The organism is Burkholderia sp. Bp8984 (assembly GCF_003853755.1).
Lineage (GTDB): Bacteria > Pseudomonadota > Gammaproteobacteria > Burkholderiales > Burkholderiaceae > Burkholderia.
In genome coordinates this window covers 97,806-116,656 of record NZ_QTQN01000002.1, presented here as the reverse complement: position 1 = coordinate 116,656, position 18,851 = coordinate 97,806, and the positions used below count along the sequence as shown (strand labels likewise).

General features: G+C 67.8%; 19 protein-coding genes and 1 pseudogene. 15 read left to right on the top strand and 5 right to left on the bottom strand.

Going from position 1 to position 18,851, the window contains the following annotated elements; genetic code table 11:
- The first annotated feature begins 847 nt into the window (after positions 1-847).
- The 5 genes from DID98_RS02610 to DID98_RS02590 all read left to right on the top strand — a co-directional run bounded on the left by DID98_RS02610 (position 848) and on the right by DID98_RS02590 (position 4,722).
- Positions 848-1,969: a sensor histidine kinase gene (locus DID98_RS02610; protein WP_124570152.1), complete on the top strand. Its 1,122-nt coding sequence runs from the start codon at positions 848-850 to the stop codon at positions 1,967-1,969.
- Between the two features lie 402 nt (positions 1,970-2,371).
- Positions 2,372-2,686, top strand: coding sequence for a Dabb family protein (locus DID98_RS02605; RefSeq protein WP_121858954.1), 315 nt, complete (start codon positions 2,372-2,374; stop codon positions 2,684-2,686).
- A complete protein-coding gene (locus tag DID98_RS02600; RefSeq protein ID WP_124570151.1) occupies positions 2,683-3,162 on the top strand; it encodes a PaaI family thioesterase in 480 nt (159 codons plus the stop codon). The genes DID98_RS02605 and DID98_RS02600 overlap by 4 nt, the downstream gene beginning before the upstream one ends.
- Positions 3,163-3,287: 125 nt before the next feature.
- A complete protein-coding gene (locus tag DID98_RS02595) occupies positions 3,288-4,247 on the top strand; it encodes an alpha/beta hydrolase (protein WP_044843656.1) in 960 nt (319 codons plus the stop codon).
- A gap of 34 nt (positions 4,248-4,281) precedes the next feature.
- A complete protein-coding gene (locus tag DID98_RS02590; protein ID WP_124520187.1) occupies positions 4,282-4,722 on the top strand; it encodes a GNAT family N-acetyltransferase in 441 nt (146 codons plus the stop codon).
- Positions 4,723-4,750: 28 nt separating this feature from the next.
- Here the strand turns inward: DID98_RS02590 and DID98_RS02585 are convergent, their stop codons facing one another.
- Both DID98_RS02585 and DID98_RS02580 read right to left on the bottom strand, forming a co-directional pair.
- On the bottom strand, positions 4,751-5,596 hold the full coding sequence (locus tag DID98_RS02585) for an NRDE family protein (protein WP_124486259.1): 846 nt from the start codon (positions 5,594-5,596) through the stop codon (positions 4,751-4,753).
- A 76-nt stretch (positions 5,597-5,672) separates the two neighbouring features.
- A complete protein-coding gene (locus DID98_RS02580) occupies positions 5,673-6,707 on the bottom strand; it encodes a folate-binding protein YgfZ (RefSeq protein ID WP_124570150.1) in 1,035 nt (344 codons plus the stop codon).
- A 77-nt stretch (positions 6,708-6,784) separates the two neighbouring features.
- Here DID98_RS02580 and mltG point away from each other — a divergent pair, with 77 nt between their 5' ends.
- The 9 genes and pseudogenes from mltG to DID98_RS02535 all read left to right on the top strand — a co-directional run bounded on the left by mltG (position 6,785) and on the right by DID98_RS02535 (position 15,378).
- The gene (gene mltG, locus DID98_RS02575) at positions 6,785-7,804 is read left to right on the top strand and encodes an endolytic transglycosylase MltG (protein WP_044843652.1); all 1,020 of its coding nucleotides are present in this window, start codon (positions 6,785-6,787) and stop codon (positions 7,802-7,804) included.
- Positions 7,804-8,424: a dTMP kinase gene (tmk, locus tag DID98_RS02570; RefSeq protein WP_044843651.1), complete on the top strand. Its 621-nt coding sequence runs from the start codon at positions 7,804-7,806 to the stop codon at positions 8,422-8,424. The genes mltG and tmk overlap by 1 nt, the downstream gene beginning before the upstream one ends.
- A gap of 18 nt (positions 8,425-8,442) precedes the next feature.
- A complete protein-coding gene (locus tag DID98_RS02565; RefSeq protein WP_124570149.1) occupies positions 8,443-9,471 on the top strand; it encodes a DNA polymerase III subunit delta' in 1,029 nt (342 codons plus the stop codon).
- A gap of 79 nt (positions 9,472-9,550) precedes the next feature.
- Complete coding sequence (locus tag DID98_RS02560) at positions 9,551-10,330, top strand: TatD family hydrolase (RefSeq protein ID WP_124486262.1); 780 nt, start codon at positions 9,551-9,553, stop codon at positions 10,328-10,330.
- 43 nt (positions 10,331-10,373) lie between these two features.
- Positions 10,374-11,084 carry an ankyrin repeat domain-containing protein gene (locus DID98_RS02555; RefSeq protein WP_124486263.1) on the top strand — a complete coding sequence of 237 codons (711 nt, stop codon included), beginning with the start codon at positions 10,374-10,376 and terminating at the stop codon, positions 11,082-11,084.
- Positions 11,085-11,203: 119 nt separating this feature from the next.
- The gene (locus DID98_RS02550) at positions 11,204-11,560 is read left to right on the top strand and encodes a Rap1a/Tai family immunity protein (RefSeq protein WP_044843647.1); all 357 of its coding nucleotides are present in this window, start codon (positions 11,204-11,206) and stop codon (positions 11,558-11,560) included.
- Positions 11,561-11,654: 94 nt separating this feature from the next.
- Positions 11,655-12,818 (top strand): annotated as a pseudogene (locus tag DID98_RS02545) (mechanosensitive ion channel family protein); the annotation flags it as partial.
- A 30-nt stretch (positions 12,819-12,848) separates the two neighbouring features.
- Entirely contained in the window at positions 12,849-14,027 is a 1,179-nt protein-coding gene (locus tag DID98_RS02540) for an AAA family ATPase (RefSeq protein ID WP_124570279.1), read from the top strand.
- Between the two features lie 286 nt (positions 14,028-14,313).
- Complete coding sequence (locus tag DID98_RS02535) at positions 14,314-15,378, top strand: glycosyltransferase family 4 protein (RefSeq protein WP_044843644.1); 1,065 nt, start codon at positions 14,314-14,316, stop codon at positions 15,376-15,378.
- Between the two features lie 99 nt (positions 15,379-15,477).
- Here the strand turns inward: DID98_RS02535 and DID98_RS02530 are convergent, their stop codons facing one another.
- From DID98_RS02530 to DID98_RS02520, 3 genes are all read right to left on the bottom strand, one after another.
- The gene (locus tag DID98_RS02530) at positions 15,478-16,065 is read right to left on the bottom strand and encodes a YSC84-related protein (protein WP_124570148.1); all 588 of its coding nucleotides are present in this window, start codon (positions 16,063-16,065) and stop codon (positions 15,478-15,480) included.
- A gap of 231 nt (positions 16,066-16,296) precedes the next feature.
- Positions 16,297-16,755 (bottom strand): hypothetical protein, encoded by a 459-nt coding sequence (locus DID98_RS02525; RefSeq protein ID WP_124570147.1) that lies wholly within the window; start codon positions 16,753-16,755, stop codon positions 16,297-16,299.
- Positions 16,756-17,075: 320 nt separating this feature from the next.
- On the bottom strand, positions 17,076-17,366 hold the full coding sequence (locus tag DID98_RS02520) for a PsiF family protein (protein WP_044843641.1): 291 nt from the start codon (positions 17,364-17,366) through the stop codon (positions 17,076-17,078).
- Positions 17,367-17,629: 263 nt separating this feature from the next.
- On the opposite strand from DID98_RS02520, the gene DID98_RS02515 reads away from it, so the two are divergent.
- The gene (locus DID98_RS02515; protein ID WP_124520196.1) at positions 17,630-18,652 is read left to right on the top strand and encodes an asparaginase; all 1,023 of its coding nucleotides are present in this window, start codon (positions 17,630-17,632) and stop codon (positions 18,650-18,652) included.
- Positions 18,653-18,851: the final 199 nt, after the last annotated feature.

The following is an 18,851-nucleotide window of genomic DNA, read 5'->3' as shown; positions in this document are numbered from 1 at the left end:
TCCTGACGACTGCGATTTTTTTATCGAAATGCCCGGATGAGCGGACGGCTCGATCCGCTTCGTTCTGCGTCGCAGGCATTCTGAAAATGCCCGGATTAATCGTGATGTGATGCTTGCGGGGCGAATTGAACCGTTTTTTAATCGGGGGGGCGATAAAGGCTGAATATGGAAAACGATAGCCCACACCACCCGTTACGAAACGGGTGAAGTCGATGGAGAGCGCTTTCGGCAGGCGAAGGATGAGGCTCTGCCGGTGCTGGAAAAATCAGATGAAAGATGTTGTAGGGGATTCTAGATTTTCATGAAAGCCAAAGTCAATCAGATTCGATCAATTTCGATGTGTTTTATTTGATTTTCGTAATTATTACCCGGTGAGCCGGTAAAAGATGCAATTCCGTCGAAATGAATAATGAATCTGGATAACGACCGGTCGATTGATCCGAAATGGCGCTTCAAATCGAAGATTAATCGGCAATGCTGGAACGCATGGCGACTGCAGTGTCGTCCGTCATGACCGTTGTGCGAAGGGATCGGTGGCGGGCGCGGCAATGGCCGATTCGAAGAATCGCGAAGCACAGGTCGTGAAAGTTGCTTTGATGGCCAGGCGTAGCCGCGCCTTTGACGGGTAACCACGAAGTTCGCGTTACCACGAGTTGTTGCACATTAGCGGTTGCGGCTTCGCGCGCTGGCCCGTCTTGGGGCCGGGCAAATCACCATACGATAGAGGGCACCTGACGACGGCTTTGCGCGCGGCTTGCCATGTAAGCGATCTTCGATCGTTGGTATTCGCGTGATCTCGTGCGGTATCACAGGAGCATCCACCGTTCATTTCGTTATGTGGGGCGACATGCGACTAGCTGATTTCATCCTCCGGAACATGGAGTCGATCCTGGTGCAGTGGGAAGCGTTTGCCGCCACGCTGTTACCGGCCGCAAGGGGCATGGACTCGTTCGCGCTACGCGACCATTCACGGCAGATCCTGGAGGCCGTGGCCAAGGACATCGCCACCCCGCAAACGCGGGACGAGCAACACGAAAAATCGCTCGGGCGCGCGCCCGAGCCGATGAACGCCACGGAAACCGCCGCGCAGACGCATGCCGTGCTGCGCGCCCGAAGAGGTTTCAACATCAATCAGTTGGCGGCCGAGTATCGGGCGCTGCGTGCCAGTGTGTTGCGCCTGTGGATCGACGAGTGCCAGCCCGGGCTGCCTCACATGGACGACATGATTCGTTTCAATGAGGCGATCGATCAGGCGCTCGCGGAATCAGTCGCTTTCTTTACCGAGCAGGTCGAGCAGGCTCGCAACTTGTTGTTGGGCATGCTGGGTCACGACATGCGCACGCCGCTGCAGACCATTCAGATCACGGCGACTTATCTGGCGGCGCTCAATGCGGGAGAGGAAGTATCGGAGGCCGCGGCCCGGCTGATCAGAAGCGGGGGGCGCATGCAAGGCCTCCTTGACGATCTCTGCGATTTCAATCGAACCCAGCTCGGGCTGGGCATCAACGTTGTTCCGCGCAATGTCGATCTCGCACGTGTGCTCGCCAATGTGGTCGACGAACTGCGGGCGGCTCATCCGGATCGGGAAATCGAGGTCGACGTAAGCGGCGACCTCCGGGGGGACTGGGACGATCAGCGCATGCAGCAATTGCTGAGTAATTTGGTGAGCAACGCGATCAAGTATGGCGCGTCCAAAACGCCGGTACGGGTGACGGCGGTATCGGCTGACAAGGAAGTGCTCATCGAGGTTGGGAATAGAGGGCCGGCGATGGACCGACTCACGCTGGAGCGCATTTTCGACCCCCTTCAGCGCGGAGCCGACCAATCGGCAAGTGCGAGTGACGATGTCGGGTTGGGGCTCGGCTTGTACATCGCCAGCGAAATCGCCAAGGCACATCACGGCCGTATTGACGCGCGGTCCGATCCGACGGAAACAGTATTCGAGGTGCGGCTGCCAAGAGGCGCGTGAACCGTGGTTCGCGATGGCGGCCAGCCATGCGGGGCTTACAACCGGAAGGCGGAGGGCGATTCGCCGATCGCGAGTACGATCCCCTTTCCGGCAATCCCGTATCGATACCGCCAGCGCTTCTAGCCAGATGGGCGCATCTCAAGATGCCGTCCATTCGCGCCGGTGAGTTTGGTACGCTTGTTGCCTGCTTTCGCTAGCGGATCGTGACGTCCGCAAGTGGCACGGTGAAAAAGCGGGTATCGTGGTTGGCGTCTTGAACTTGTACCGGCTTGGATACCCGCTTTTTCACCGTGCCGGGCGCGATTTCGACGAACGCGAGCGAACGATGAACGGGCTGTGTAACGCCCGGCTGACAAGGGTTCTGGGCGAACCGCCGAACCAACACGAACAGGAGCAACGGAAGTGATTAGACATATCGTCATGTGGAAGCTGAAGGAATCGGCCGAAGGCGGCACGCGCGCGCAGAACGCGCTGAAGCTGAAGGAAAAGCTCGAAGGCTGCCGCGACCTCGTGCCGGGCATCCTGCAACTCGACGTCGGCATCGCGACGCCGGGCCTCGAAGCGACGTCCGACGTCGTGCTCGTGTCCGATTTCACGGACCAGGCCGCGCTCGATGCGTATCAGGTGCATCCGGTTCACCAGGAAGTGAAGAAGTTCATCGTGGCGGTGGCCGAATCGCGCCAGTGCGTCGACTACCTGTCCGACAGCGCACGATGAGCGACGCGACATCCCCGGCGGCCGGCCCGTCGATCGAAAGCCCGTTCGTCGACCTGCTCGGCGTGCGGCTCGTGTCCGCGAAGGACGGTGCGAGCGAGATCGTGCTGCCGCTCGACGAGCGGCACATGAACACGTGGAGCATCGCGCACGGCGGCGTGACGATGACGCTGTCGGACATCGCGCTCGCGATGGCCGCGCGCAGCCTGACCGACGACGGCGTCGGCGTCGTCACGGTCGAGATGAAGGTGAACTTCATGCAGCCCGGGCGCGGCGAGTTGCGCGCATACGGACGCGTGATGCATCGTTCGACGACGATGGCGTATTGCGAAGGCGAAGTGCGCGACAGCGACGGCAACTTCGTCGCGAAGGCGCTCGGCACGTTCAAGTACATGCGGCGGCTCGCGGTGGGCCGCGACATCAAGCGGCAACGCACCCGCACCGCGCCGGATGCGCAGCCCGGCCCGAGCGACGCGTAAGCGCCCTCGACGAACGGCCCTGCCTTTTCACCGGCAGGGCCGTTTTGCGTGGCGGCCCGCAACCGCGCGGCGTGGCATCATGTGACGCTTGTCCGCTCACGGCGCCGCCCGCGCCGTCCTCACCGATGCCGCTGAATCCGAAGATTGCCCAGGTGCTCGACATGGTCGAGCGCGCGAAACGTCCGTCCTATCACCACCAGACGGCGCAGCAGGCGCGCGCCGCGTACGAGAAGAGCGCGCCGATCCTCGACGTCGCGCCGGCGCCGATGCATTCGGTCGAGGCCTGCGTCGTGCCGACGCGCGACGGCCGCTCGATCGGCGCGCGGCTGTACCTTCCGGTCGAGCCGAGCCTCGCCGAACCGCTGCCGGCGCTCGTCTATTACCACGGCGGCGGCTTCACGGTCGGCAGCGTCGATACGCACGACGCGCTGTGCCGGATGTTCGCGCGCGACGCGCAATGCGCGGTGCTGTCGGTCGACTACCGGCTTGCGCCCGAACACCGGTTCCCGACCGCGGTGAACGACGCCGACGACGCATTGCGCTGGCTGCATCGCGAGGCCGCCGCATTCGGCATCGATGCGACGCGGCTCGCGGTCGGCGGCGACAGCGCGGGCGGCACGCTCGCGACGGTCTGCGCGGTGCTCGCGCGCGACGCGGGTATCGGGCTTGCGCTGCAACTGCTGATCTATCCGGGCGTGACGGGTCACCAGGACACCGAATCCCACGGACGGCTCGCGAACGGCTACCTGCTGACGCAGGACACGATCCAGTGGTTCTTCACGCAATACTTGCGCGATCGGTCCGACCGCGACGACTGGCGCTTCGCGCCGCTCGACGGCACGCGCGACGCGCCGTCGTTCGCCGGTGTCGCGCCGGCCTGGATCGCGACGGCCGAATACGATCCGCTGAGCGACGAGGGCGCCGCGTACGCGGACAAGCTGCGCGCGGCCGGCAATACGGTTACGCTGGTCTGCTATCCGGGGATGATCCACGAGTTCTTCAAGATGGGCGGCTACGTGCCGGAGGTGCGGGCCGCGCATGCCGACGCGGTGGCGGCGCTCAGGGCCGCATTCGACGACGTTTGACGGCGGCGGCGCCCGGCGCCGCGCGGAGGAAGCGATGACCGACGGCTGGGTGGAAACGGGCGACTGGGCCGTGCTGGGTGGCGATGCCGCACGGATTCGCGATGCGGTGTTCGTGCGCGAGCAGCGGATTCCGCCGGAATGGGAACTGGACGACGAGGATCCGCTGTCGTTGCACGCGGTTGCCTACCGGGTCGATGCGGCGACCGGCTCACGCCGCGCGGTCGCGACGGGACGGTTGCTGCGCACCGGCACGATCGGCCGCGTCGCGGTGCTGGCCGACGCGCGCGGGCAGGGCGCCGGATCGGCCGTGCTGCATGCGTTGCTGGACGCGGCGCGGCATCGCGGCGAGCCGGTCGTGCGGCTTTACGCGCAGGATGCCGCGGTGTCGTTCTACGTGCGGCACGGCTTCGCGGCGATCGGAGAACCGTTCGTCGAAATCGGCGTGCCGCACGTCGAGATGGCGCGCGCGCCGTAGCGCCGCCCCCGCCGCCCCCGCCGCTGGCTCAGCGCGGGGGCGTCGCGTCGATGTCGAACGTGAACGCGCGCTCGAAACTGCCCGGGCGAACGGTGCGGTGCGAGCCGTCGTCGTCGCAGCGTTCCTTGATGTCGACCGTCAAGCGCACGCCTTCCTTCATCGTCACGCGCAGCGCGGTCGTGCCGCGCGTGCCGTATTCGGGTGTCTCGATGAACGCGGCCGACAGCGCACGCTCGCGCTCGATCGGAATGCCGGTGTGCGGCAGCGCGTCGTCGTCCGCGACATGCGGATCGCGCATCAGCTCGATCAGCTCGTCGAGCGACGGGGCCGGGTTGTCGGTCAGCAGCGTGCCGAGTTCCGCGCGCTTGCGCACGACTTTGGGCCAGGGCGTATCGAGCCGGGCATTCGACAGCGCATGAACGCCGGCGCCGATCGCGACCGGCGCGGCGACGCGGGTTTCGCCTTCGGCCGCGCGGTTGCAGAACCACGCGAGCTCGCGCCGCTTCCAGTCGCCGACCAGCAGGTTGAAGCCGTTGTACACGGCCGCGTGCTCGGCCAGCTCGCCGAGATAGTCGAGCGGCGCGACGGACGGGCCGCGGAGGAAATCGGACACGAGTTTGCCGCGGGTCGGCGCGCCCGCGCGAATGTCGAACGGCGCGCGGTAATTGGTCAGCGCCGCGAAGCGGCCGTCGCGCGATACGCCGAGCCACGTGCCGCCCGCTTCGAGATCGCGGCCGGCCAGCACGCCCGGCACATCCTCCCACCACGAAAGCGGCGCACTCGTACGGCGAAAGAATTCATCGCGGTTGGCGGTCAGGGTAAAGACGGGACCGGCGGCGGCATCGGGCTGCCAGTCGAAGGCAATCAGACACATCGGGGGAATCTCTCGCAGGAAACATCGGGCGCCGGCTGCATCGTGCGAGCCGGCGTGCGACCGGGTTGTCAGTGCGTCACGCTTCCGTCGGCCACGCGTACGGCAGCGCGTCGAACGCGAGTGCCGGACCGTCGGCCGAACCGAGGTGCACGGTGCCGCTGTCGAGCGCGGCCAGCTTGATCTCGACCAGCGCGTCGACGCCGCCCGCGGGCGCGGCCGCCGCGTTGACGATCATCCCGCACGGCTGGCCCGGGTCGTCGCTGTGGAACAGCTCGACGCCGGCATGCACGGTGTCGGTCTCGCCGGCGACGTGCGCGAGCGCGGTACGGCGCTTGATCGTGCCGCGGTACTGGCTGCGCGCGACGATTTCCTGGCCCGGGTAGCACCCCTTCCTGAAGTTAACGGCGCCGATCACGTCGAAGTTGACCATTTGCGGCACGAACTGTTCGACGGCAGGCTGCGTGATGCGCGGCTCGCCCGCGCGCACGTCGAGCCAGTCCCATACGGCCGGCGACACGACCGGCAGCCTGCCGGCGAGCGCGGCGAGACGCGCGTCGACTTCCGCGCGCGGCCCGATCCACAGGTAGCGCTTGCGGCCGGCCGCGTCCGGGACGCGGATCAGCGCCCCGGCCGGGCCGTCGACCTTCACGTGCACGCCGTCCGGCAGCGCGTCGAAGATGCCCGACAGCGCTTCGCGCACGTCGCCCGCGAAGCCGACCACCGCGAGCGTGTCGCTCGCGTCCGTCAGTTTCGCCTTCGCGCGCAGCACGAACATCGACAGCCGTTTCTGCACGGCGGCCTGGACGTCCTTCGAGACGAGCAGGCGCACGCCGTGACCGGCGCGCCAGGCGAGGAACGACGCGAGCAGGCGGCCCTTCGCCGAGCAATAGCCGGACAGGCGCGCGCTCGCGGCATCGAGATGCTCGATGTCGTTGGTGAGCTGGCTGTGCAGGAACGTCGCGGCGTCGTCGCCGGCCACGTCGATCACGCCGAACTGCGCAAGCGGCATGCAGGCGCCCGGCGCGTCGAAATCGGCGGTGGACGGGCGGGGGAAAACGGGGAGCGAGACGGGTGCGGGCTGGGCAGCCGGTGAAGCGAATGGTGTGCTCATGGAATGAGGGAACAGTCAACCCTGACTTTGACGGAGGCGAGCAAGTATTATATGGGTCTTACCTGAGTCTCGTTTCCATGTCCCTACTGAAGAAATGCGCCGCGACGGTCGTGGCGCTGGCCGTCGTTGTGGCCGCTGCCGGCGCGGGCGGCGGGTATTACTGGGCGACCCGGCCGCTGCTGCTGGGCGCCGCAACGCTCGACGTCACGATCAAGCCGCGCAGCAGCGTGAAGAGCGTCGCACTGCAGCTCAAGCACGGCGGCGTGCCGGTCGAGCCGTTCGGCTTCGTCGCGATGACGCGCCTGCTCGGGCTGTCGAGCCGGCTGAAGTCCGGCAACTACGAATTCAAGACCGGCATCACGCCGTACGACGTGCTGCAGAAGATCGCGCGCGGCGACGTGAACGAGTACGTCGCGACGGTGATCGAGGGCTGGACCTTCAAGCGGATGCGCGCGGAACTCGACGGCAATCCCGATCTCGCGCACGCGACGGCCGGCATGAGCGACGCCGAGCTGCTGCGCGCGATCGGCGCCCCCGACAACGCGATCCAGCGCGGCAGCGGCGAGGGGCTGTTCTTCCCCGACACCTACCTGTTCGACAAGGGCACGAGCGACCTGAACATCTACCGGCGTGCCTACCACCTGATGCAGACGCGCCTCGACGAAGCATGGGCCGCGCGCGCGCCGGGGCTGCCGTACAAGACGCCTTACGAAGCGCTGACGATCGCGTCGATCGTCGAAAAGGAAACGGGCCATGCGGCCGACCGCGCGTTCGTCGCGGCGGTGTTCGCGAACCGGCTGCGCATCGGGATGCCGCTGCAGACCGATCCATCGGTGATCTACGGGCTCGGCGACGCGTACGACGGCCGCCTGCGCAAGCGGGACCTGCAGGCCGACACTCCTTACAATACCTATACGCGCCGCGGCCTGCCGCCGACACCGATCGCGCTGCCGGGCGTCGCCTCGCTGCAGGCGGCGATCAATCCGGCGCCGACGAGCGCGCTCTATTTCGTCGCGAAGGGCGATGGCACGAGCGTGTTCTCGGACACGCTCGGCGATCACAACAAGGCCGTGGACAAGTACATACGAGGTCAATAATGCCGAGCGGTAAATTCATCACCTTCGAAGGCATCGACGGGGCGGGGAAGACCACCCACCTGCAATGGTTCTGCGAACGCCTCCAGGCGAGGCTGGCCGCGAGCGGCCGGCAGGTCGTCGTCACCCGCGAGCCGGGCGGCACTCAGCTCGGCGAGAAGCTGCGCGAGATCCTGCTGAACCAGCCGATGGATCTCGAGACGGAGGCGCTGCTGATGTTCGCCGCGCGTCGCGAGCATCTCGCGCTCGTGATCGAGCCGGCGCTCGCGCGCGGCGACTGGGTCGTGTCCGACCGCTTCACCGACGCGACCTTCGCCTACCAGGGCGGCGGCCGCGGGCTGCCGCGCGACAAGCTCGAGACGCTCGAGCGCTGGGTGCAGGGCGGTTTCCAGCCCGACCTGACGGTGCTGTTCGACGTCGCGCCGCAGGTGGCGAGCGAGCGCCGCGGCGCCGCGCGCATGCCCGACAAGTTCGAAAGCGAATCGGACGCGTTTTTCTCGCGTACCCGCGGCGAATACCTGCGGCGCGCGGAAGAGGCGCCGCACCGCTTCGCGATCGTCGACGCGACGCAGACGATTCCCGAGATCCGCCAGCAGCTCGAACGCGTGCTGGCCGCGCTGTAACACGAAGGAACGCACCACATGATCTATCCGTGGCAGACCGACGACTGGAACCGCCTGCAGCAACTGCGCGCGCAGTGGCCGCATGCGCTGCTGCTGCACGGCCAGGCCGGGATCGGCAAGCTGCAGTTCGCGCAGCATCTCGCGCAGGGCTTCCTGTGCGAGGCGCCGCAGCCGAACGGCGAGCCGTGCGGCACCTGCGCGGCCTGCACGTGGTTCGCGCAGGGCAACCATCCGGACTACCGGATCGTGCTGCCCGAGGCGCTCGCGGGCGAAGCGCCGGGCGCCGCCGACGACGCGAAGCCGGCCGACGCGGACGACGGCGGCAAGAAGACGCGCGCGCCGAGCAAGGAAATCAAGATCGAGCAGGTGCGTGCGCTGCTCGACTTCTGCGGGGTCGGTTCGCACCGCGGCGGCGCGCGCGTCGTCGTGCTGTATCCGGCCGAGGCGCTGAACGTCGCCGCGTCGAACGCGCTGCTGAAGACGCTGGAGGAGCCGCCGTCAGGCGTCGTGTTCCTGCTGGTGTCGGCGCGCATCGACCGGCTGCTGCCGACCATCATCAGCCGCTGCCGGCAGTGGCCGATGACCGTGCCGGCGCCCGACGCGGCCGCGGCGTGGCTGGCGGCGCAGGGCGTCGACGATGCGCGCGCGCTGCTCGCCGAAGCCGGCGGCGCGCCGCTCGCCGCGCTGGCGCTCGCGAGCGACGAGAACCGCCCGCTGCGCGATTTCACGCTCGGCCAGCTCGCCGCCGGCGCCGCGTGCGATCCGTTCGCGTGCGGCGAGACGCTGCAGAAGCTGCCGGTGCCGCTGGTGCTCGGCTGGCTGCAGCGCTGGCTGTACGATCTGCTCGCGCAGCGGATGGCGGGCGCGCCGCGCTACTTCCCGATGCAGGCGGCCGCGCTCGCGCGTTGCGCGGAAGCCGTCGACGCGAATGCGTTCGCACGCTTCATGAAGGCCGTGACGCGCCAGCGGACGGTCGAGAACCATCCGCTCAACGCCCGGCTCGTCTTCGAGGAACTGTTTCTCGGTTATCGGGAAATTTTCGCGTGAGCGCGTATTGTTTCCTTGAAGAGGGGAAACGGCTGCCGGCGAGCGCATGAGCGCCCGCCTTACGTATTCAGGAAACACGATGTTCGTCGATTCTCACTGCCACATCAATTTCAAGGGTCTCGCCGACCGCCTGCCGGCCGTGCTGGAGAACATGCGCGAGCACGACGTCACGCATGCGCTGTGCGTGTCGGTCGACTTCGAGACGCTGCCCGACGTGCTCGCGATCGCGCAGGCGCACGACAACGTGTACGCGTCGGTCGGCGTGCATCCGGATCACGAGGACGCACGGGAGCCGACGCTCGCGGAACTGATCGAGCTGGCCGCGCACCCGAAAGTCGTCGCGATCGGCGAGACGGGCCTCGACTACTACCGCCTCGAAGGCCGCTCGATCGCTGACATGGAATGGCAGCGCGAACGCTTTCGCACGCATATCCGCGCGGCGACCGCGACGATGAAGCCGCTGATCATCCATACGCGCTCGTCGTCGGAAGACACGCTGCGGATCATGGCCGAGGAACGCGCGGACGTGCCGGGCGGCGTGATGCACTGCTTCACCGAGCCTTGGCCCGTCGCCGAGCAGGCGCTCGCGCAGAACTTCCATATCTCGCTGTCGGGGATCGTCACGTTCAAGAACGCGACCGACGTGCAGGACGTCGCGCGGCGGGTGCCGCTCGAGCGGCTGCTGATCGAGACCGACTCGCCGTACCTCGCGCCGGTGCCGTATCGCGGCAAGCCGAATGAACCTGCGTACGTCAGCCATGTCGGACGCTTTATCGCATCCGAGCGCGGCATCCCCGTCGAGGCGCTGGCCGATGCGACGACCCAGAACTTTTTCCGGCTGTTCAAGATCGCCCGCTAACGACGCGCGCCCAGCCGACCACCCAGGGAAGGAGCCCACAACAATGACGAAGCCGACCACATACCTGCCCAAGCGCGCCCTCGTCGCCGCCGCGCTCGTCGCGAGCGGCCTGTTTGCCGCCGCCGGCGCGCATGCCGAGTCGCTCGACGCGGTCGTCAAGGCGGTCAAGTTCGACGACATCGCCGACATCGGCAAGCAGCTCAAGAGCGGCAAGCTCGATCCGAACACGATCGCGCCGAACGGCGACCCGCTGATCGTGATCGCCGCGCGCGAGAAGTCCGACAAGGTCGCCGCGGCGCTCGCCACGACGCCGAACATCGACCTCGAGAAGGAAGACAAGGCCGGCGAGAACGCGCTGATGCTCGCGTCGCTGAACGGCGACGTCGGGCTCGTCAAGCTGCTGATCGACAAGGGTGCGGAAGTCAGCAAGAAGGGCTGGGCGCCGCTGCACTACGCGGCCACCAACGGCCAGGACGAGGTCGTCAAGGTCCTGCTCGACCATGACGCGTATATCGACACCGCGTCGCCGAACGGCACGACGCCGCTGATGATGGCCGCGCGCGGCAACCACGCGTCGACGGTCAACCTGCTGCTCGACCAGGGCGCCGATCCGCAGGTGAAGAACCAGCTCGGCATCACCGCGCTCGAGTTCGCGCAGCACTACAAGGCGCCGGATGCGATCGACATCCTGAGCAAGCGGACGGTGCGCGTCGGTGCATCGGCGCCGGCAGATGCGCAAAAGAGTGCAAAATGACGGTTTCGGCGCGGTGGCGCAGCGCCCGGCCGGCCGGAATCCGGCCGGCAGCGGGCGTCCGGCCGCCGCGCCGGTCAGCGCAGCAAGCGGCCCGAGGCCGCATTGACATAAGGAACACCATGTTGCGGGCTATGTTTTGTGCCGCGGCGTTTGCCGTGCCGTTGTCGGCGGCGGCTTTCACGGGCGCGGATCTCGACCGGCTGTGCGCGAAGACGGACGTCAAGTCGCGGGCGTCGTGCGCGGCCTACATCGAAGGCGCTGCCGATGGCGTCTACAACACGATCGACGCGATCGGCGGCACCACCGGGCCGCGCGTCGGGCAGTATTTCTGCCTGCCGCCCGACATCCGGGCGCAGCAGATGACCGACGCGGTGCGCAAGTACATCGCGGAGAACCCGAAGCTGGCCGACTACAACGCGAGCACCGCGGTGTCGCTCGGTCTCGGCAAGGCATTCCCGTGCAAGGGCGGCAGTTGATCTGACACCGGGTCCGGGCGCGCGCTGCCCGGACGTCGCCGACGCATCCAGGACGAGGCCGCCGCGCCTCATAACCGAAGCATCCCGGGCGCCGATGATTTCAATCGAGGAACTGCAGCGCATCGCCGATGCGCCGTTGCATTCGTGGTCCGGCACGCTGATCGTGTCGGTCATGGTCGTGCTGGTCGTCGTGATCGTGCACCGTCTCGGCGCACGCATCGTCAAGCGCATCGCGCAGCCGTATCCGCTGATGAGCGTGATCCTGCGCTACATCGACAAACCTTCGCTCGTCACGCTCGCGCTGCTTGCGCTCGAATTCCTGTGGATCCAGACGGACGAAGGCATGTCGTTCGTGGGCGGGATGCGCGCCGCGGCCGCGGTCGGCTCCATCGTATCGCTGACCTGGCTGCTGGTGCGGCTCGCGGCCGGCGTCGGCGACGCGATCATCCAGGCCCATCCGATGGATGCGGCCGACAACCTCCACGCGCGGCGCGTCCACACGCAGGCCAAGGTGCTCGTGCGGACCGTCATGGTGCTGATCGTGATCATCGGCACGGGCGCCGCGCTGATGACGTTCCCGAACGTGCGCCAGGTCGGCGCGAGCCTGCTGGCGTCGGCCGGCGTCGCCGGCCTCGTCGCCGGTATCGCCGCGCGGCCGGTGCTCGGCAACCTGATCGCCGGGCTGCAGATCGCGCTCACGCAGCCGATCCGGCTCGACGACGTCGTCGTGATCCAGGGCGAGTGGGGCCGCATCGAGGAAATCACCGGCTCGTTCGTGTCGGTGCGGCTGTGGGACCAGCGCAGGCTGGTCGTCCCGTTGCAGTGGATCATCGAAAACCCGTTCACGAACTGGACGCGCCACAGCTCGGAGATCATCGGCACGGTCTACCTGTCGGTCGACTACCGCACGCCGCTCGCGCCGCTGCGCGAGGAACTCGCGCGGCTCGTCCATGCGGCGCCCGAGTGGGACGGCCGCGTGCAGGTGCTGCAGGTGACCGATGCCACCGAGCGCACGATGCAGTTGCGCGCGCTCGTCAGCGCGGCCGACTCGTCGGCGTGCTGGGATCTGCGTTGCCGCGTGCGCGAGGGCTTGATCGCGTACCTGCAGGCGCGTTTCCCGCAATGCCTGCCGCGCAGCCGGATGGAACTGTATCCGCACGATTCGGCGCCGGGCGAGCCGAGCCCCGAACGGCCGCACGCGCGGCCGCCCGCCGCCAGCACGGCGGCCAACACCGCGGCCGATCCGAAGGCCGCTGAACGCGCGCCGGTACCTGCTGCCATCCCCTCCATGACCGCGCTGAAGACGCTTGCCATCGCCAACTACCGCTCGCTGCGCGAGCTGATCGTGCCGCTCGCGGCGCTCACCGTCGTCACCGGGCCGAACGGCAGCGGCAAGTCGAGCGTGTACCGCGCGCTGCGGCTGCTTGCCGACACCGCGCAGGGCCGCGTGATTCCGTCGCTCGCGCGCGAAGGCGGGCTGCCGTCGACGCTGTGGGCCGGCCCCGAGCGCTTTTCGCGCGCGATGCTGAGCGGCGACACGCCGGTGACCGGCACGGTGCGCAACGGACCGGTGAGCCTCAAGCTCGGTTTCGTCGGCGACGATTTCGGTTACGCGATCGATCTCGGCCTGCCGGTCAAGAACGATGCGTCGATGTTTCGTCTCGATCCGGTCGTGAAGCGCGAATGCATCTGGGGCGGCGCGCTGCTGCGGCCGTCGACGCTGCTGGTCGACCGCCAGGGCGCGCAGATTCGCGCGCGCAGCGGGTCGGGCGACTGGCACACGGTGCCGCAGCCGGTCGCGAGCTTCGACAGCATGATGACCGAGTTCGCCGATCCGGTCGGCGCGCCGGAGATGATCGCGGTGCGCGAGCGGATCCGCTCGTGGCGCTTCTACGATCATTTCCGGACCGATGCGCAGGCGCCGGCCCGGCAGTCGCAGATCGGCACCCACACGCCGGTGCTGGCGGACGACGGCGCCGACCTGGCCGCCGCGCTGCAGACGATCCGCGAAATCGGGGATGCCGCCGCGCTCGATGCCGCGATCGACGACGCGTTCCCCGGCGCATCGATCGACATCGACAATCCGGGCGGGCGCGGCCGCTTCGACGTGCTGATGCGCCAGCCGGGGCTGCTGCGGCCGTTGTCGGCGGCCGAGCTGTCGGACGGCACGCTGCGCTACCTGCTGCTCGCGGCCGCGCTGCTGACGCCGCGGCCGCCCGCACTGATGGTGCTGAACGAACCGGAAACGAGCCTCCACCCCGATCTGCTGCCGGCGCTCGGCCGCCTGATCGCGCAGGCTGCGCAGCGTTCGCAGGTGCTGGTCGTGTCGCATGCGGCGCGGCTCATCGCGACGCTCGAACGCGAGGCCGGCTGCGAGTCGCTGGTGCTCGACAAGCAGCTCGGCGCGACCGTGCTCGTCGATGCGGACACGCGCGACCTGCCGCCGTGGAAGTGGCCGTCGCGCTGACGGGCAAAGCGGTGCGCGCGCGGCCGCGTCGGCGGCATGCCACCGGCAGCCCGCCGTCGGGCCCGCGGCGCCGGTCCGGCCGCGCCGATGCAGGACCGGCGGCCGGCGGCGCGAATGTATCCTGTCTGTAACAACACCCATAAAATGAAAGCCCGGTGCTTCCGGGCATCGGGATCGCGAATAATAATGAGATATCCGGCCGGCGCGATGCTGGCCGTGTGCTGCACGGAGGGGATTGTGCGCCAGCCCCCGTGCCGGCCGACCGAGGACACAGGAGACGTGGACCATGAGAATTGCCCAGATCGCCCCGCTGACCGAATCCGTGCCGCCGAAGCTGTACGGCGGCACGGAGCGCGTCGTGTCCTACATCACCGAGGCGCTCGTCGACCTCGGCCATGACGTGACGCTGTTCGCCAGCGGCGATTCGACGACCCGGGCCAGGCTCGAACCGGTATGGCCGCGCGCGCTGCGGCTCGATGCGTCGATCCGCGACCGCGTCGCACCGCACATGCTGCTGATGGAGACGGTCGCGCGCCGCGCGAAGGACTTCGACGTGCTCCATTTCCACATGGACTACTACTCGTTTTCGGTCTTCAACCGGCAGGACACGCCGTTCGTGACGACGCTGCACGGCCGGCTCGACCTGCCCGAGCAGCAGCCGGTGTTCGACACGTTCAACACCGCGCCGGTGATCTCGATCTCGAATTCGCAGCGCCAGCCGCTGCCGCAGGCGAAATGGCAGACGACCGTGTACCACGGGCTGCCCGACACGCTGTACCTGCCGCAACCCGTCGAGCCGCGCTATCTCGCGTTCCTCGGCCGCATCTCGCCGGAGAAGCGGGTCGACACCGCGATCCGCATCGCGCACCAGTGCGGGCTGCCGATCAGGATCGCCGCGAAGATCGACGCGGCGGACCAGGAGTACTTCGAACGGGAGATCAAGCCGCTGTTCGCACTGCCGCACGTAGAATACATCGGCGAGATCGCCGACCACGAGAAGGCAGAATTCCTGTCGGGCGCGCATGCGCTGCTGTTTCCGATCGACTGGCCGGAGCCGTTCGGGCTGGTGATGATCGAGGCGATGTCGTGCGGCACGCCGGTGATCGCGTTCAATCGCGGCGCGGTGCCGGAGGTGGTGGACGAGGGCGTGTCGGGCTTCATCGTCGAGGACGAGATCAGCGCGGTGGCCGCCGTGAACCGGCTGCACCTGCTGCCGCGCGCACGCGTGCGGCGGCGCTTCGAGGAGCGCTTCACGTCGCGGCGGATGGCGCAGCAGTACGTCGACGTGTACCAGTCGCTGATTCGTGCGCAAAAGCGCTCGCGCTTCAAGGTGATCGATTCGACGACCTGACGCGCGGCGGGTGCGGATAAAAGAACGGCGATGTCCGCAAGGACATCGCCGTTTGCACATCGCCCGCGCGCGGTGCGCACGGACGAGGACGCCGCGGCGTCAGATCTTCAGCTTCGTGACCTTCGTGCCGTTGATCGACACGTCGCCCATCAGGCCGGCGTTGGTCAGCACGATGACCTGGACCGGCGCGGTGGCCGTGGTCGTGTCGACCGCGCCGTTCGCGCCCATCTTCACGAGCGCGACCGATGCGCCGGCGCCGGCAGCCCAGCCGTCCGAGCCGCGGAATTCGTCGAGCGCTTCCTGCGTCATGAACAGGAACACGATCGCCTTCGACTGCGCACCGGCCTGCAGGCCGACCGACAGCGACGACGTGTTGTAGTAGCCGACGGTGCTGCCGCCGACGCGCAGCGCGCCGTTGCCCGACTGGCCGCCGACGATGAAGCCGGCCTGCAGCACGTCCGGGAACACGAGCACGCCGCGCGACTTCGCGACGAGTTCACGCGAACCCTTGACCGTGGAATACATGCGCGACAGCGTGGCGTCGACGCTGGAATCGATCGCCTGACGCTTCGACGCGTTGGTCGCGGCGTTGTCGGGCTTGTCGGGGGTAGTGGTGCAACCGGTGAGCGCAAGGCTGCCGACGACGAGCGCAGCGGCGGCTTTCAGCACGAGGTTCCGTTTTTGCATCGTTCTTCTCCATCGGATGACGTTCGGAGTGAGTCTCGCTCACGGAGCGGATCACGTCGGCAGTTATATCACAACGGATTACAACCCCATTTCGTGCGCGCATGAAAAGGCGCCGAATCGGTTTGCGGTGTCGCGGCGCACCAACGGACGGACCGGCGCGCGCACGGCGATATGTCGCTACATCGCGCGACGGCCGGGGCGGGCGGGAACGGCGGGGCCGGCAGGTGCAGGTCAGTGCGTGACGGGCGGCGCCGGCGGGGTCGGCGGCTTGATCGGCGGGCGCCGCAACGCGCGGCGGATCAGCGCGATCACGACCCCGCACGCGAACAGGAACGCGGCCGGCACGACCCAGTAGCCGACGAACGCGTGCCACAGATAGCCGGCGAGCGTGTTGCGGCGCACGACGTATTCGTCGCGGGCCGCCTGCTGGCGTGCCGCGTTGGCGGCCAGCACGTCGGCCGGGCAGCCGGCCGCGCGCGCCGCGTCAGGATCGCCGTGGCACTTCGTGGCGGCGCCGGCCGCCTGCTGCGCATCGGTGAGCTGCCAGGTGGTCAGCGCGAGTTGCAGGTCGGCCTCGTTGTACGCCATTTCCTCGCGGATCTCGCGCACGGCGACGATCGCGACGGGCACGGCCCAGAACACGATCACGATCAGCCAGCGGCGGAACCAGCGGTGTTGTCTCCATGCCATCCATGCCTCCGTTCGACGCGGTGTGCGCGTCCGTCTCGAGGGCGGCCCGATGGCGCTTCTTGTACTTGGGTGGGCCGCGTTGCAGCCATCATAGAAGAAATCGCGGCGAATTGCCGCACCATGTGGCGGCATTTGTACGGCGTGCTGGGGAAGCGCGACGGGCAGGCGGCGCAGCAGGTCGCGACGATGGCAGCGACGGTGCCGCCGGCGGGTGCGGCGACGCGTTCCACGTCATCGCGTGCGTCGATGCGCGTGCAACGAAAACAAAAATGCCGCGCCCGCCGAAGCGGTGCGCGGCATTCGTGCGGGAGCGCCGGAACTCAGGCGGCCGGCTGGCTGCTCAGGCAGCTCTTCATGAACGCCTTGCGGTCGTCGCCCTTCTTGTCGGCGGCCTGCGTGTTGCACGCCTTCATCTTTTCCTGCTGCGACATCTTCTTCGCGGGCTTGGCCGACAGGCAGTCCTTCATGAACGCCTTGCGTTCATCGCCCGTCTTGCCGGCGGCCTGCGTGTTACAGGCCTTCATCTTGTCCTGCTGGCTGTTCGCCGCGAAAGCGGGGGAAGCCAGCATGCCGCCGAGAAGCACTGCGGCTACGAGCGATTGGATTTTCATTTCGACACTCCCATGGGGTGAATTGCGTTTTATATCGACGCCGTCACGAAGCCCGGCGCAACGGGAACAGGGCCACATCACGCCGCGCGCTCCGATTATGGCAAATCAATGTGAAAACACCAAAACGGCATTCCTATAACGCGGCGGGCGACGTGGCCGTTGACGGCGTGCGTCGCGCGGCGATCGGGACTAACCATGATGCGCGGCGGCCGGCGGCGGCCGTATCTACCGGATGCCGGCCGCGAGCCATTACAATCGCGGCCATGAATACTCCGAACTCCGCATCCCCTTCGTCCGCGCCGGCCCTGCCGCGCATCGCCGTACTTGCCACCGGCGGCACGATCGCCGGCGCCGCGCCCGACGCCGCCAGCACGGCCGGCTATCAGGCCGGCGCGCTCGGCGTCAATTTCCTGCTCGACGCGGTGCCGGCGCTCGCGTCGGTCGCACGCATCGATGCCGAGCAGGTCGCCAGCATCGACAGCAAGGATCTCGCGCTGCCGCTGTGGAATACGCTCGCCGCGCGCATCGACGCGCTGATGGCCGATCCGGCGATCGACGGCATCGTGATCACCCACGGCACCGACACGCTCGAGGAAACCGCCTACGCGCTGCATCTGGTCGTGACCGGCGACAAGCCGGTCGTGCTGACGGCCGCGATGCGGCCGGCCACCGCGCTGTCGTCCGACGGCCCGCTGAACCTGCTGAACGCGGTGACCGTCGCCGCTCACCCGGCCGCGCGCGGCCAGGGCGTGCTCGTCGCATTCAACAACCGGATCCACGGCGCGCGCGACGTCGTGAAGACGAGCACCTACGCGGTCGATGCGTTCCAGTCGCCGGAACTGGGCGCGCTCGGCTGGGTGCAGGACGGCCGCGTCGAATTCGCGCGCCGCGTGACGCGCTCGCGCGATGCGCGACTGGCGATCGCCGCGGCGTGGCCGCCGGTCGAAGTCGTCGCGAGCTATGCGGGCGTGACGCGCACGGCCGTCGATGCGCTCGTCGCGGCCGGCGTGCGCGGCCTCGTCGTCGCGGGCACCGGCAACGGGTCGATCCATGCGACGCTGCAGGCGGCGCTCGCCGATGCGGTGAAGGCGGGCGTCGCCGTGGTGCGTGCGTCGCGCGTTGGCTCGGGGCACGTGATGCGCAACGGCGCCGCGAACGACGACGCGCTCGGTTTCGTGAGCGCCGGGTCGCTGAGCCCGTTCAAGGCACGCGTGCTCCTGATGCTCGCGCTCGCGAACGGGATTCACGAGCGCGACGCGCTGCAACGCGCATTCGACACGCTGTGACCGCTGGCCACCGATCGGGCGGCGCGCGGCGTGGATGAAAAAACAGCGCCTCGTGAACGGTTTGCGCAGCAGATTCGACTGCTCGCCCGCGGCGAGCCTGCAACCCTGATGCCAAAAAGACGAAACCCCACGCTCCGAAAAACGTGGGGTTCGTCAGCAGTCCGGGCAGGCCATTGGCCTGCCTTTTTTGCGTCAGTGC